The sequence below is a fragment of the Actinomycetospora chlora genome, assembly GCF_039542135.1.
Classification (GTDB): Bacteria; Actinomycetota; Actinomycetes; order Mycobacteriales; family Pseudonocardiaceae; genus Actinomycetospora; species Actinomycetospora chlora.
The window spans coordinates 53,926-67,140 of sequence record NZ_BAABHO010000034.1 but is presented as its reverse complement, the minus strand read 5'-3'; the positions used below and the strand labels follow the sequence as shown (position 1 = coordinate 67,140).

Annotated in this window: 14 protein-coding genes; 5 read left to right on the top strand and 9 right to left on the bottom strand. The window is 75.3% G+C overall.

Annotated elements, in window-relative coordinates; all coding sequences use genetic code 11:
* Positions 1–211: 211 nt before the first annotated feature.
* Positions 212–619 carry a DUF5318 family protein gene (locus ABD994_RS20225; protein ID WP_345419138.1) on the bottom strand — a complete coding sequence of 136 codons (408 nt, stop codon included), beginning with the start codon at positions 617–619 and terminating at the stop codon, positions 212–214.
* A gap of 168 nt (positions 620–787) precedes the next feature.
* Between ABD994_RS20225 and ABD994_RS20220 the strand changes: the two genes are divergently transcribed.
* Together ABD994_RS20220 and ABD994_RS20215 are read left to right on the top strand one after the other, a co-directional pair.
* Positions 788–1,435, top strand: coding sequence for a PadR family transcriptional regulator (locus tag ABD994_RS20220; protein WP_345419135.1), 648 nt, complete (start codon positions 788–790; stop codon positions 1,433–1,435).
* Positions 1,436–1,491: 56 nt separating this feature from the next.
* Positions 1,492–2,574 (top strand): inositol-3-phosphate synthase, encoded by a 1,083-nt coding sequence (locus tag ABD994_RS20215; protein ID WP_345419132.1) that lies wholly within the window; start codon positions 1,492–1,494, stop codon positions 2,572–2,574.
* Between the two features lie 175 nt (positions 2,575–2,749).
* Here the strand turns inward: ABD994_RS20215 and ABD994_RS20210 are convergent, their stop codons facing one another.
* Both ABD994_RS20210 and ABD994_RS20205 read right to left on the bottom strand, forming a co-directional pair.
* Positions 2,750–3,664: a hypothetical protein gene (locus tag ABD994_RS20210; protein ID WP_345419129.1), complete on the bottom strand. Its 915-nt coding sequence runs from the start codon at positions 3,662–3,664 to the stop codon at positions 2,750–2,752.
* Between the two features lie 204 nt (positions 3,665–3,868).
* Entirely contained in the window at positions 3,869–6,775 is a 2,907-nt protein-coding gene (locus tag ABD994_RS20205) for a leucine--tRNA ligase (RefSeq protein WP_345419125.1), read from the bottom strand.
* A gap of 126 nt (positions 6,776–6,901) precedes the next feature.
* On the opposite strand from ABD994_RS20205, the gene ABD994_RS20200 reads away from it, so the two are divergent.
* Positions 6,902–7,375, top strand: coding sequence for an SdpI family protein (locus tag ABD994_RS20200; RefSeq protein WP_345419121.1), 474 nt, complete (start codon positions 6,902–6,904; stop codon positions 7,373–7,375).
* A 3-nt stretch (positions 7,376–7,378) separates the two neighbouring features.
* Here the strand turns inward: ABD994_RS20200 and ABD994_RS20195 are convergent, their stop codons facing one another.
* Positions 7,379–7,795, bottom strand: coding sequence for a PPOX class F420-dependent oxidoreductase (locus ABD994_RS20195; protein WP_345419118.1), 417 nt, complete (start codon positions 7,793–7,795; stop codon positions 7,379–7,381).
* Positions 7,796–7,799: 4 nt separating this feature from the next.
* Positions 7,800–8,171 carry a WhiB family transcriptional regulator gene (locus tag ABD994_RS20190; protein WP_345419156.1) on the bottom strand — a complete coding sequence of 124 codons (372 nt, stop codon included), beginning with the start codon at positions 8,169–8,171 and terminating at the stop codon, positions 7,800–7,802.
* 127 nt (positions 8,172–8,298) lie between these two features.
* Between ABD994_RS20190 and ABD994_RS20185 the strand changes: the two genes are divergently transcribed.
* Positions 8,299–9,786 carry a class I adenylate-forming enzyme family protein gene (locus ABD994_RS20185; RefSeq protein WP_345419115.1) on the top strand — a complete coding sequence of 496 codons (1,488 nt, stop codon included), beginning with the start codon at positions 8,299–8,301 and terminating at the stop codon, positions 9,784–9,786.
* Here ABD994_RS20185 and ABD994_RS20180 read toward each other — a convergent pair.
* Genes ABD994_RS20180 through ABD994_RS20165 form a run of 4 tightly spaced genes read right to left on the bottom strand, consistent with a single transcriptional unit; the run spans position 9,774 to position 12,392 of the window.
* The gene (locus ABD994_RS20180) at positions 9,774–10,895 is read right to left on the bottom strand and encodes an MAB_1171c family putative transporter (protein ID WP_345419112.1); all 1,122 of its coding nucleotides are present in this window, start codon (positions 10,893–10,895) and stop codon (positions 9,774–9,776) included. The genes ABD994_RS20185 and ABD994_RS20180 overlap by 13 nt on opposite strands.
* The gene (locus ABD994_RS20175) at positions 10,892–11,485 is read right to left on the bottom strand and encodes a hypothetical protein (protein ID WP_345419110.1); all 594 of its coding nucleotides are present in this window, start codon (positions 11,483–11,485) and stop codon (positions 10,892–10,894) included. Before ABD994_RS20175 ends, ABD994_RS20180 begins: the two co-directional genes overlap by 4 nt.
* 34 nt (positions 11,486–11,519) lie before the next feature.
* Complete coding sequence (locus ABD994_RS20170; RefSeq protein WP_345419107.1) at positions 11,520–11,951, bottom strand: hypothetical protein; 432 nt, start codon at positions 11,949–11,951, stop codon at positions 11,520–11,522.
* Between the two features lie 3 nt (positions 11,952–11,954).
* Complete coding sequence (locus tag ABD994_RS20165; protein WP_345419104.1) at positions 11,955–12,392, bottom strand: helix-turn-helix domain-containing protein; 438 nt, start codon at positions 12,390–12,392, stop codon at positions 11,955–11,957.
* Between the two features lie 150 nt (positions 12,393–12,542).
* Between ABD994_RS20165 and ABD994_RS20160 the strand changes: the two genes are divergently transcribed.
* Positions 12,543–13,214, top strand: coding sequence for a sigma-70 family RNA polymerase sigma factor (locus ABD994_RS20160; protein WP_345419101.1), 672 nt, complete (start codon positions 12,543–12,545; stop codon positions 13,212–13,214).
* Position 13,215: the final 1 nt, after the last annotated feature.

The window sequence follows — 13,215 nt, the reverse complement described above, 5'->3', positions numbered from 1 at the left end:
GGCGGGCTCTGCGGCGGGGCCGGATGGCCGCTGCGCGCGGCCGGTGCCCCCGGCGAGCGGGCGGGAGGGCCGGGCGGCGCGCCGCGGTCGCGCCGGGCCCGGTCGGCACCGGGGGGACGTGCGTCCCCGCGGTCCCTGCGCCGCTCGTCGTCCACCGATCGCCTCCCGGTGCCGGGTGGTTGTCCGGGGGGCCGACCGGCCGGCCGGCCCGTCAGGGTGAGGCGGTCCGGCGTCGCCGGCGGCCTCCTCCCGACGCGTCGTCGGTCCCCAGGACGTAAGACTGTACGAGGTGGTTCCACCGGCACGACCGGCAGACCTCCACGACGTGCACGGTGAACTCGCTGATCGCATCGGCCAGACGGCTGATCTCGTCGGCAGATCGGGCGGATCCGGCCGCTGCGCCCAGTCGCTCACCGAAGATCCATCGTACGTCGACCAGCGGCTCGCGGTGGCACACCGGGCACTCCCGCGCCGTCGTCCGGCCGTGGTAGGCGGCGGCCTGGAGCAGGTAGGTCCCGGCGTCGCAGGCGTCGGCGGTGGTCACGCGCCCCGCCGCGAGGTCGGCGAGCGCCGCGCGGCGTTGCAGCGCGTAGTCGACCACCTGACGGACCTCCGGCACGTCCCCGAGCCTAACCGGGCCCGCGCCGCACGTCCCCCGCTCGTGGCCCGGCCGGGGCCTCGGGAACGCCGGCGCGGTGTGACGTGATCGTCGTCGGCGTTCCGCGGATGTATCGGTCCGATATGGTCGCGTGAGAGGTCGGTCGGCACGGAGGACGGGAGGTGGCCGTTGCTCGAGCTCGCGGTGCTCGGCCTGCTTCACGAGACGCCGATGCACGGCTACCAGCTGCGCAAGCAGCTGCACGCCCGCCTCGGCACGTTCCGGGCCTTCTCGTGGGGGTCGCTGTACCCGACGCTGCGCCGGCTCCAGCGGGCCGGGCTGATCGCGGAGACCACCGACGCGCCGGCCGACGAGGCCGCCGAGGAGGGCGCCGACACCGGCGCGTCCGCGCGGGCGCGACCGTCGTCGCGGGGCTCGTGGGGCGCGAAGACCCGTCGGGGTCGTCGCGTCTTCGAGCTCACCGCCGAGGGCAAGGACCGCTTCGACGAGCTCGTCGCGGAGGCCGGTCCCCAGACCTGGGACGACGAGGCGTTCGGCATCCACCTGGCCTTCTTCTCGCGGACGCCGGTCGAGGTGCGGATGCGCATCCTCGAGGGCCGGCGCCGGCGCGTGGAGGAGCGTCGCGAGGGTCTGCGCTCGACGCTGTCGCGCACCACCGAGCAGATCGACCACTACACGCGGGAGCTGCACCGCATCGGGCTCGAGTCCACCGAGCGCGAGGTGCGCTGGCTCAACGAGCTGATCGCGGCCGAGCAGCGGGAGACACGCAGCAGCGGCCCCGACGACAGCCCTCCCGACACCACTCCCGAGGCCTGAGCCCCCAGGTCCGTCCCCCCGACATCCCCGAGAAAGAGACAAGAGGAGAACTGCCAATGGGTTCGGTCCGAGTGGCGATCGTGGGCGTGGGCAACTGCGCCGCGTCGCTCGTGCAGGGCGTGCAGTACTACGCCGACGCCGACCCGGCCCAGCGGGTGCCGGGTCTGATGCACGTCGACTTCGGTGGGTACCACGTCCGCGACCTCGAGTTCGTGGCCGCGTTCGACGTCGACGCGAAGAAGGTCGGGCAGGACCTGGCCGACGCCATCGCCGCGTCCGAGAACAACACCATCCGGATCGCCGACGTGCCGCCCACCGGCGTCACCGTGCAGCGCGGCCCGACGATGGACGGTCTCGGCCGCTACTACCGCGAGACGATCACCGAGGCCGACGGCGAGCCCGTCGACGTGGTCGCCGCGCTGCGCGAGGCCCGCGCCGACGTCCTCGTCTCCTACCTGCCCGTGGGCAGCGAGGAGGCCGACAAGTTCTACGCCCAGTGCGCGATCGACGCGGGCGTCGCGTTCGTCAACGCCCTGCCGGTCTTCATCGCCTCCGACCCCGAGTGGGCGCAGAAGTTCACCGACGCGGGCGTCCCGATCGTCGGCGACGACATCAAGTCGCAGGTCGGCGCGACGATCACCCACCGCGTGCTCGCCAAGCTCTTCGAGGACCGCGGCGTCCACCTCGACCGCACGATGCAGCTCAACGTCGGCGGCAACATGGACTTCCGCAACATGCTCGAGCGCGAGCGCCTGGAGTCCAAGAAGACGTCGAAGACCAACTCGGTGACGTCGCAGATCGACCGCGACATGGGTGCGGGCAACATCCACATCGGCCCGTCCGACCACGTCGCGTGGCTGGACGACCGCAAGTGGGCCTACGTCCGGCTCGAGGGCCGCGCGTTCGGCGACGTGCCCCTCTCGCTGGAGTACAAGCTGGAGGTCTGGGACTCGCCCAACTCCGCCGGCATCGTCATCGACGCCGTGCGCGCCGCGAAGATCGCGATGGACCGCGGCATCGGCGGCCCGCTGCTCGCGCCGTCGTCGTACTTCATGAAGTCGCCGCCCGAGCAGTACCGCGACTCCGTGGCCTACGACCGCGTCGAGGAGTTCATCGCCGGCGAGCGCGGCCCGGCCTGACGGTCCGCCGTACGGCGCGCCTGTTCCGAGCGAGGGGCACCCTTGCCCGGCTAGATGGGCGAGGGGCGCCCCCGGACGGAAATCCGGGCGCACTCCGCAATCTCGACGAGGGGCTTCCTCGGTCGTATCTGACCGAGGGAGCCCCTCGCTCGTTCCGACGTCGGGCCCCGGGCGCTCAGGCGGACGCCGGTCGGCTCGTCCACGCACGAGCGTGCTCCACGGCTCTGCGCAGCTTGCGTCGCAGGCCCGCGGGGTCCTCGCGGACCTCCCTCGGGGTGATCGTGACGACGAGGTGGCCCTCGGCGGCGAGCTCGCCCTGTCGGGGCATGGTCGCGTCGTACGTCGCGAGGTCGGCGTGGTGGGCGAACGAGTGCAGCTCGAACACCAGCGGCAGACCCTCGACGAGCCCGTCGGCCTCGGCGAGGAACGACCCGTCGCCGCGCCGGAGGCGGACGTTCCAGCGAACGGGCGGGAAGTCCTCCATGTCCGCGACCAGTTCCCGGAGCCACGCCTCCGCCGTCGAGCGGATGCCGTCCTCGAGCTCGGCGATGACGATCCGGACGAGTGCCGTCCCGCGCCCGGAGCCGGCCTCGATCTCGGCGCGGAGCGCCGCGACGATCACCATGCGCCGCTGGACCGCCTCGCAGAGCAGGGCGCGGACCTCGTCGATCCGGCTCAGACGTCGTGCGCCGTCGAGCAGGGCGCGGTGGAGCACCGCGCAGCGGATCCCGCCCAGCACCCGCGACGTCGGGAGCCGCCTCGTGCGTTCGACGAGCAGGAAGCCCTCGGACTTCCGGCGACTGCGGTGGTCGAGGAGGACGTGCACCTCGTCGTGGTCGGGCACGCGCTCGAGCCCGTGGAGCCGGCAGGCGGCGAGGCCGGTGACGAGCGCGTCGTCGCCGGTCACGAGGAGCGCCGCGACGAGCCGCTGGTGTCGGGTCAGGGTGCCGCGGGTCAGCGCCACGAGCCCGCTCAGCGGATGCCACCACGGGCCGCCGACCTTGCGGCAGCGGAAGGCGATCGTGCTCGGCGGGACGCCGAGCGCGCGGAGATCACGGTCAAGGATGAGGCCGGCCGGGGCCGCGGCCACGACCGCGTCCCCGTCGACCCGTGAACGACGGGGCATGCCTGGTTCGACGCAGCAGGTCGGCGAACGGCTCCCGTTCCGAACGAGGGCGCCCCTCGCTCGGAACTAGGGGACCTCGAGCGCCCGTCGCGTTCTGGTGGAGGGCGCCCCTCGCTCGTCTATCCGAGCGAGGGTGCCCCTCGCTCGGCAAGGGGCCGCCGGGGCGGCTCAGCGGACGATGTTGACCAGGCGGCCGGGGACGACGATGACCTTGCGGGGCTCCGCGCCGGCGAGGAGCTCGACCACCTTGGGGTCGGCGAGCGCGGCCGCACGGACCTCGTCCTCGGTCGCGCTCGCCGGCACCGTGATGCGCGAGCGCACCTTCCCGTTGACCTGGATGGGGTACTCGACGGTGTCCTCGACGAGCAGCTCCGGGTCGGCGACGGGGAACGGCTCGTAGGCCAGCGTGCTCGGGTGGCCCAGGCGCGACCACAGCTCCTCGGCCAGGTGCGGGCACAGCGGCGCGAGCAGCAGGACCAGCGGCTCCACGACCGAGCGCGGGGTGCCGCCGGCCGGGTAGGCCTTGGTCAGGTGGTTGGCCAGCTCGATGAGCTTCGCGACCGCGGTGTTGTAGTGCATCGCCGGCAGGTCCGTGCGCACGCCGTCGATCGCGCGGTGCAGCGCGGTGAGGGTGTCGCGGTCCGGCTCGGCGTCGGAGACCCGCAGGTCACCGGTCTGCTCGTCGATCACCAGGCGCCAGACCCGCTGCAGGAAGCGGTGCGACCCGACGACGTCGCGCGTCGACCAGGGCCGCGACGCGTCCATCGGGCCCGTCGACATCTCGTAGAGCCGGAAGGTGTCCGCACCGTAGGCCGCGCACATCTCGTCGGGCGTCACCACGTTGCGCAGCGACTTGCCCATCTTCCCGTACTCCTGGCGCACGGGCTCGCCGTTCCACGTGAATCCCGTGGCCGACGAGGCGTCCTCGACGACCTCCTCGGCCGGCACGTACACGCCGCGGCCGTCGGTGTAGGCCCAGGCCTGCACGTAGCCCTGGTTGAACAGCCGGCGGAACGGCTCGGACGACGAGACGTAGCCCAGGTCGAACAGCACCTTGTGCCAGAAGCGCGCGTACAGCAGGTGCAGCACCGCGTGCTCGACGCCGCCGACGTAGAGGTCGACGCCCCCGGGGTCGCCCGGCGACTGCGGGCCCAGCCAGTAGCGCTCGATCTCGGGGTCGACGAAGCGCTCGGCGTCGTGCGGGTCGAGGTAGCGCAGGTGGTACCAGCACGAACCCGCCCACTGCGGCATCGTGTTGGTCTCGCGGACGTACGGCGCGTACCCGTGCTCGGGGTCCGAGACCAGGTCGGCGTCGAACCGGACCCACTCCGTGGCGCGCGCCAGCGGCGACTCGGGCGCGCTGTCCGCGTCGTCCGGGGCGTAGGTGCGCGGCGCGTAGTCCTCGACGTCGGGCAGCAGCACCGGCAGGTCGGCGTCCGGCAGGGCCCGCGGGATCGACGGGCCGCCGTCGGTCTCGCCGTCGGCCACGTAGGCGACGGGGAACGGCTCGCCCCAGTAGCGCTGGCGGGAGAACAGCCAGTCGCGCAGCTTGTACTGCACCACCGGCTCGCCGGCGCCCTTCCCGGCGAGCCAGGCGGTGATCGCGGCCTTGGCCGGCTCGACCTCGAGCCCGTCGAGGCTGATCTCGTCGTTGGCCGAGTTGATCGCCGGCCCGGCCCCGACGTAGGCCTCGCCGTCGAAGTCCGCGGGCGGCTGCACCGTGCGCCGGATCGGCAGGCCGAAGACCGTCGCGAAGTCCCAGTCGCGCTGGTCCTGGCCCGGGACGGCCATGATCGCGCCGGTGCCGTAGCCCATGAGGACGTAGTCGGCGACGAAGACGGGCAGCGCCTCGCCGTTGACCGGGTTGGTCGCCCACGCCCCGGTGAACACGCCGGTCTTGTCGCGGGCCTCCTGGCGCTCGAGGTCCGAGCGCTGGGCCACCACCCGCCGGTAGTCCGCCACGGCCTCGGCCGGGGTGCCTGCGCCGCCGGTCCAGCGGCCGTCCAACTGCTCACCGGTGGGCGGCGACGGCCACGCCTCCGGCGTCAGCGCGTCGACCAGCGGGTGCTCGGGGGCGAGCACCACGTAGGTCGCGCCGAACAGCGTGTCCGGGCGGGTGGTGAACACCTCGATCGGGCCCGCGGCCGTGGCGAAGCGGACCTGCGCCCCCTGCGAGCGCCCGATCCAGTTGCGCTGCATCGTCTTGACCGAGTCCGGCCACTGGACGCCGTCGAGGTCGTCGGCCAGGCGGTCGGCGTAGGCGGTGATCCGCATCATCCACTGGCGCAGGTTGCGCCGGAAGACGGGGAAGTTGCCGCGCTCGGAGCGCCCGTCGGCGGTGACCTCCTCGTTGGACAGCACCGTGCCCAGCGCCGGGCACCAGTTGACCGGCGCGTCGGCCAGGTAGGCCAGCCGGTGGTCGTCGAGGACGCGGTCCTGCTCCGGGCGCGACAGCGCGCTCCAGTCCCGGCCGTCGGGCAGCGCGCGGATGCCGGCCTCGAGCTCCTGCTCCAGCTCGGGGATCGGGCGGGCGCGGCCGGCCTCGGTGTCGTACCAGGAGTCGTGGATCTGCAGGAAGATCCACTGGGTCCACCGGTAGAACTCGATGTCGGTGGTGGAGACCGAGCGGTGCCGGTCGTGCGCGAGCCCGAGCTGGCGGATCTGGGCGCGGTAGCGCGCGATGTTCGCCTCGGTGGTGGTGCGCGGGTGCGTGCCCGTCTGCACCGCGTACTGCTCGGCGGGCAGGCCGAACGCGTCGAAGCCCATCGTGTGCAGCACCCGACGGCCCGTCATGCGCAGGAAGCGGCCCAGGACGTCGGTGCCGATGAACCCCAGCGGGTGGCCGACGTGCAGGCCCGCGCCCGAGGGGTACGGGAACATGTCCATCAGGTAGAACTTCTCGCCCGCCGGCGCCGGGTCGCCCGGGGACGGGTTGGCCACCGCGAAGGTGTCCGCCGCCTCCCAGTGGTCCTGCCACCGGGCCTCGATCTCGTTCGCGAGCGCCGCGGTGTAGCGGTGCGGGGGCACACCGCTCACGCTCTCGGCGCGGCTGGCCACCTCGGGCTCGGCGGTCACGACGTCCTCCTGCACTCGACCTGGGGTCCTCCCGCGGGGGCTCACGCCCGCCCGGCGGCCCGCGTGCCGCACCCACCGGGGGCACCGCGGATCCCGCGAGGACGGCGTCGAGCCTACTCTGGGGGCGTGATCGTCCCGGCCCTGGTCCTGGCGGTGGCGGCGCTCGTCGTGGGCGGCGCCGGTGTCCTCGCGCTGCGCCACCGGCTGCCGCGCAACCGCGTCCTCGGCGTGCGCACGGTGTGGACGATGGGCACCGTCGACGCCTTCCGTCGCGCCAACCGCGCCGCGGCCCCGGCGTTCGTCGGCGCCGGTGTGGCCGGCCTCGCGGGCGCCGCGGCCGCCGCCGTCGCGGCCACCACCGCGGCCGGCGTGGTCATGCTCGTGCTCGGCGCGCTCGCGCTGTTCGCCCTGCTCGGCGCGGGCGCGGTCGTCGGGGCCCGGTTCGCGGCCGTCGAGGAGGCGCAGGAGACGGCGCTGGCGCGGCAGCCCGCGGGCCCGTGCACGGCCGGCGAGCCCGCACCGGCGTGCGACACCGCGCCGGGGCCGTGCGCGGGGTCGTGCGCGCTCTGCCCGCGCGGCCCCGCGGCCGCGGAGGCCTGACGCTCAGACGGTCCCGCGGATCCGCAGGATCACGCGCTCGCGGGCGGGCCGGCCCAGCAGGCGCCCGACGCGCCCGGCCGCGCCGAGGAGCCCGACGAGGCGCCACTGCAGGCCGTACTTCGCGGCGAGCGCGCGGCGCGGACGCGCCTGCGACCCCAGGTCGTGGACGACCTCCCCGCGGCCCTCGGCCTCGGGGGCGTCCGGGGACACCCGGCCCTGCCGGTCGCAGGCCCGCAGCACCACCCGCGGCTCGCGACGCAGCCGCTTGACCTTGCCGCTGCCGTCGCCGGTGATGACGACGAGCGCATCACCGTCCCGCGCGACCCACACCGGCGTCGCGACGCCCTCGCCGCTGCGGCGGAACGTGGTCAGGGAGACGAACTCCTCGTCCCCGAGGGTGAGCAGGTCCGTGGTCGGCACGCGGTCACCCCACCAGACGACCGGCCGGCGTGCCCGGCGACCGACCGCGGGCGTCGGCCGTGGGCGCCTCCGGTGCGGCGGCCGGGCTCGCCCCCGCGGCCCGGCGGGCCGACTCCAGCAGCATCGCCCAGGAGACGACGGCCGGACGGCGCTTGAGCAGGACCCGCCGCTCGCGCTCGGTCATGCCGCCCCACACCCCGAACTCCACGCGGTTGTCCAGGGCGTGGGCCAGGCACTCGGTGCGCACCGGGCACCGGCGGCAGATCTCCCGCACGTCGCGCTGCCGGGCCCCCGGGACGAACAGGGCCTCCGGGTCGTCGTGGCGGCAGCGCGCGGCGTGCCGCCAGTCCGACGTCGCGTTCTCCGACCCCGGCACCCGCTCGACCACGTGACTCCCACCCTCGATCCGTCCTCGCTCCCACGGGGTCGGACCGGCCCGGGGCCGCGATCGGTCCGTCGCCGCGCGGATTCGTGCCGGGAGCCGGGATGGCAGGCTCGTGACCGTGGCCTCCCCGCGCACGGTCGTCGAGCAGACCCTCGACGCGTTCGCCGAGCACGGCGACCGCGTGGCCGTCCGGCTCGACGCCGGCGGCGAGCCGGTCGACTGGACCTACCGCGACCTGCGGGACCGCGTGTGGCGCGAGGCCCGGCGCCTCGAGGGCCTCGGGGCAGGACCCGGCGACACCGTGGCCGTGGTGACCGGCGACGACCCGCTGACCTTCGTGCTGCGCTGGGCCGTGAACGTCGTCGGCGCGACGTGGGTGAACGTCGCCGACGGGTACGCCGCCGACACCCTGGGGCGGATCCTCGACACGCTCGGCGTCGACCTCGTCCTCACCGACACCGGCCGGTCCGCGCTGTGCCGCGACGCCGTCGGAGCACGGTCGGTGGCGCTCGCGGACGTCGAGGAGCTCGCCGCGCCGGCGGACGCGACGCCGCTGCCGGTGCGGATCGGGCCGGGCGACCTGGCGTCGATCTCGCTCACCAGCGGCAGCACCGGGACGCCGAAGGGCGTGCCCCGTCGGGCGGCGCCGCCGTCGCCGCCCGACGCCCTCGCGGAGTGGCGCGACGTGGTGCACCTGCTGTGCACCCCGGTCGCGCACGTCGGCGGGACCGCCGCCACCGTCGTGCTCCGCGCGGGCGGCCGCGTCGTCCTCCAGCCCGGGTTCGACGCGGCGCGCGTGCTCGCCGCGGTCGAGCGGGAGCGGGCGACGCTGCTGATGCCACTGTTCCCCCGCCAGCTCGTCGCCCTGCTCGACCACCCGGACCTGCCGCGCACGGACACCGCGAGCCTGCGCAGCCTCCGGCTCGGCGGGTCGCCGGCGTCCGCGACGCGCATCGGGGAGGCGGTCGAGCGTTTCGGCCCGATCGTCAGCCAGGTCTACGGGACGATCGAGGCGACCAACATCGCCACGATCAGCGCCGAGGAGCTCGCCCGCCCGGAGCTGCGCGGCACGGTCGGCCGGGCGGCGCCGGGGGTCGAGCTCTCGCTGCGCGACGCGGACGACGCGGAGGTCCCGGTCGGCGAGGTGGGCGAGATCTGGGTGCGCGGCCCGGCCGTCATGCCCGGCTACGTCGGCGCCCCCGACGACACCGCGGCGGTCCTGCGCGACGGCTGGCTGTGGACCGGTGACCTCGGCCGCCTCGACGGGGCCGGCTACCTCACCCTCGTGGGCCGGACGAAGGAGCTCATCTACGGCGAGCGGGCCCGCATCCACCCGCCCGACATCGAGGAGGTCCTCGCGGAGCACCCCGCGGTGGCCTCCGCGGCGGTGTTCGCCACCAGGGACCGCGACGGCGTCGAGGCGGCCGCCGCGGCCGTCGTCCCGCGCCGCGGCCGCGCCCCGAGCGCAGCCGAGCTCGTCGACTGGGTCGCCGCCCGTCGCGGGTCGCGCGTCGCGCCCAGCGTGGTCCACCTCGTGGACGACCTGCCGACCCTGGTCGGCGGCAAGGTCGACCGCCGCGCGCTGCGGGAGCGCTACTCGCCCTGAGTCGCGGGCACGCCGGCCACACGGAGCTCCGCGACGAGGTCGGCGAGCTCGACGAGGAGCGCGACGTCCTGCTCGGCCGCGGGGTCCCGGCGGTCCACGGCTGCCCAGACGCTCTCGCCGTGCCGCCCGGCGTACCGCTCGAGCGCGGCCTCCAGCAGCTCGACCGCCGCGCGCGACGCGGCCGCGGCGCCGGTGTCCTCGTAGAGCCGCAGGTGGTGCAGGCAGTCGAAGCACTCGCCCTTGCGCCGCTGCAGCCGGAAGTCGACCGGCTCCCGCGCCTCGTCGGCGGGCCGGCGCAGCTCGGGGAACGCCTCGAGGCCGGTGGTCCAAAGGGGTTCGAGCCGCTCGAGGTCCCGGCGCTGCGTCCGCGCGGCGCGGCGGGCCGCCCACCGGCTCGCCACCAGCGGGTAGCTCAGGCCGACCGCCCAGCAGGTCCCCGCGACGATCTCGCCGGTCACCAGCAGCGGGAGCAGCGACCCGCGCACCGCGTGCCCCGCGATCACCGCCTGGATCCCGGTGACGAGCCCGACCGTCACCACCACGCCCATGGCGAGGATCCCGACGGCCGCGATCCGCATCCCGAGGCGCAGGCGCGGCGGCGTCCCCGGCCGCGCGGTGAACGGGAAGACCCACAGCCCGACCCAGAAGATCACCACCACGCGGTACAGGGAGTTGAGCAGGGCGGACGTGGCCCCGGCCGGGTGGCCGTACTCCGCGCCGCCGCCCGCGATGCCGATCGGGACGCCGGCGGCGACGGTGACGAGGCTCAGCACGACGGTGAGCGCGGCGAGGACGACGCCGGAGCCGATGACGAGGACGACCACCCGGTCGCCCGGGGAGCGACCCTCCAGCCCGAGCCGGAAGCAGGCGAGCGCCACGACCGGGACGGTGACCGCGATGTCGCCGAGGATCGCCGCAGGGGTCGCGGGCAGCACGCCGGCGCGGAAGAGCGCCGAGACGATCTGCGGGCCGAGCGTGCCGAGGACGAACACCAGCAGGGCGACGTGCGCGAACCCGTTGATGCGCCGCCGCAGCTTGTAGCCCTGCCAGACGATCGCGTAGACCGCGATCACCACGAGGGCCTCGGTGGCGAGGGGCGGCACGCTCACCACGCCCCGTCGTCGCCGAGCACCTGCTCGAGCGGGCTCACCTGGCGGGGCGGGACGTAGTTGCCGTACCCGGGCACCCACGTCAGCAGGATCGTGGCCAGCGTCTCCGCCTCCCACTCGATGTCCGAGGCGTAGAGCGACGGCGGGGCCGCGTCCTCCGCCGGCTGCCCGCGTCGCCAGGGCCACCGGGCGCCGGGCTCCGGATCGGTGGGCGGCGGGCCGACCAGCTCGGCGAGGACGTCGGCGGAGAACGTCTCGTAGTCATCGTCGCGGTCCGCGCGGAAGGAGTGGTCGACGGCCGAGCGCGGGTGCTCGAGGACGATGTGCGCGAGCTCGTGCAGGATGATCAGCATCTGGGACGTGGCGCTGGTCCGGGCCTCGTAGAGCACGACGTCGCGGGACTCGTCGCCGCCGGTGACGCCGAACGCCGCGGCGGGCGGCAGCTCGGTGCTGGGGACGAGGTGGATCGGCTTCCCGCGCTCCTCGCCGAGACGGGCGGCCAGCTCCCGCGGATCGAGCGGCGGGGCGAGGTCGAGGCGGCGCAGGGTGCGCCGGGCGATGGCCCGCAGCTGCGCGTGGCTCGCGCGCACGACACGACCTCCTCGGCTCGTGGTCCCGGTGCCCTCACAGCACGTCCCGATCATCGTCCGGCACGCGCAGCAGGTTCGCCGTGATGTCGGCGACCGCGGCCGGCGGGAGGGGCCGCGTGCGGCACGGGCCGACCACCGTGAACCCGCGGCGACCGGCCTCGCGCGCCACCCGCAGCCCCTGCTGCACGGCGCGGGCGACGGCGTCGTCGGAGAAGTACTCCGGCGGCACCCGGAACAGCGCCCCGAGCGCCGCCAGGGCGGGGCGGTCGTCGACGGGCGACGGGCCCTGCGGACCCCGCGCGGCCGCCAGCCAGGCCCGCGCGACGTCACGGGCCTCCCGCCCGGGCCCGCCGTCGACCGCCGCGGCGACGGCGCGGACGACGTCCTCCGTCCCGAAGCGGGCGGTGCCGCCCGGCACGACCGGCACCTCGGCGAGCAGCACGTCGAGCCGCGCGGCGAACGCCACCGGCTACGGCTCCTCGGTGCCGTGCTTGTCCAGCTCCTTCTGGACGAGCTCGGCGAGCAGCCGGCGGTCCCGGTCGTCGAGGCCCGCGGTGCGCGCCGCCAGCTCCTGCAGCCGGGCGCTGCGGTGCCGGGACTCCAGCCGGTCGAGCTCCCGGTCCACCTGCTCGGCCACCTCGTCGTCGAGGAAGTAGGCGGGGCGCACGCCGAACGCGCGGGCGATCTGGCGGGCGTGGTCGAGGCTCGGGTTGGTCTTGCGGCCCGTGCGCAGCTCGGCCAGGTAGGCCGCGGAGACCGATCCGCCCTGCTCCTGGATGCGGCGGGCCAGCGCGCGGTCGGTCATCGGCGGCTCGCCGGGCCGGTGCACGACGTCGACCAGCCGCGCGAGCTTCTCGGCGAACGACACCGGCCGGACGGGTCCGCCGCCGGCGTCCTCCTGCGTCACGTACGCCCCTCCCGCCGTCCGACCCCGGGGCGATCCTGCCAGAGGAGCGTACGGGCGGACCATCTGTTCGCTGTCCTTGCGCTGACCGTGTAGCTGTTCGCTATGTTGCTCATCAGTGACCGGCGAACGCACCCGAGCGAACGGCCCACGATGAGCACCGACCACGAGGCGCCCGGCGACGACCGCGCGCTCCTGGCGGCGCACGTCGCCGGGGCACCGGGGGCGTTCGCCGAGCTCGTCCGCCGCCACCAGGACCGCCTCTGGCGCACGGCGCGCGCCATGCTGCGCGACCCCGACGAGGCGGCGGACGCCGTGCAGGACGCGCTGCTGCGCGCGTTCCGCCTCGCGCACACCTTCCGCGGCGACGCCGAGGTCGTGACGTGGCTGCACACCGTCGTGACGCGGGTGGTGCTCGACCGCGTGGCCGCCCGCGACCGCCGGCGCACCGAGCCGATCGAGGACGTGCCGCCGGGACGGGTGGCGGTGGCCGACCCGGTCCGCGGGTGGGCCGACGAGGCCGTCGTGCGCGACGTCGTGGCGTCGCTGCCGGCCGATCAGCGGGAGTGCTTCGTGCGCATCGACATGATCGGCTTCGCGTACGACGAGGTCGCCCGCGAGCTGGGCGTGTCGGTGGGCACGGTGAAGAGCCGCCGGGCGCGGGCCAAGGTCGCGGTGGCCGTCGCGCTGCGGGAGGCCGGGTTCGCGGGACCGAATAGGCTCCCCGCGCAGTCCCACCCCCGAGACGACAGCGCCGGCGCCGCCGGCCCGGAGACCGACGATGAGCAGGGAGCGCCGACCCGCACGCCCGGTCGCCCCCGGTGAC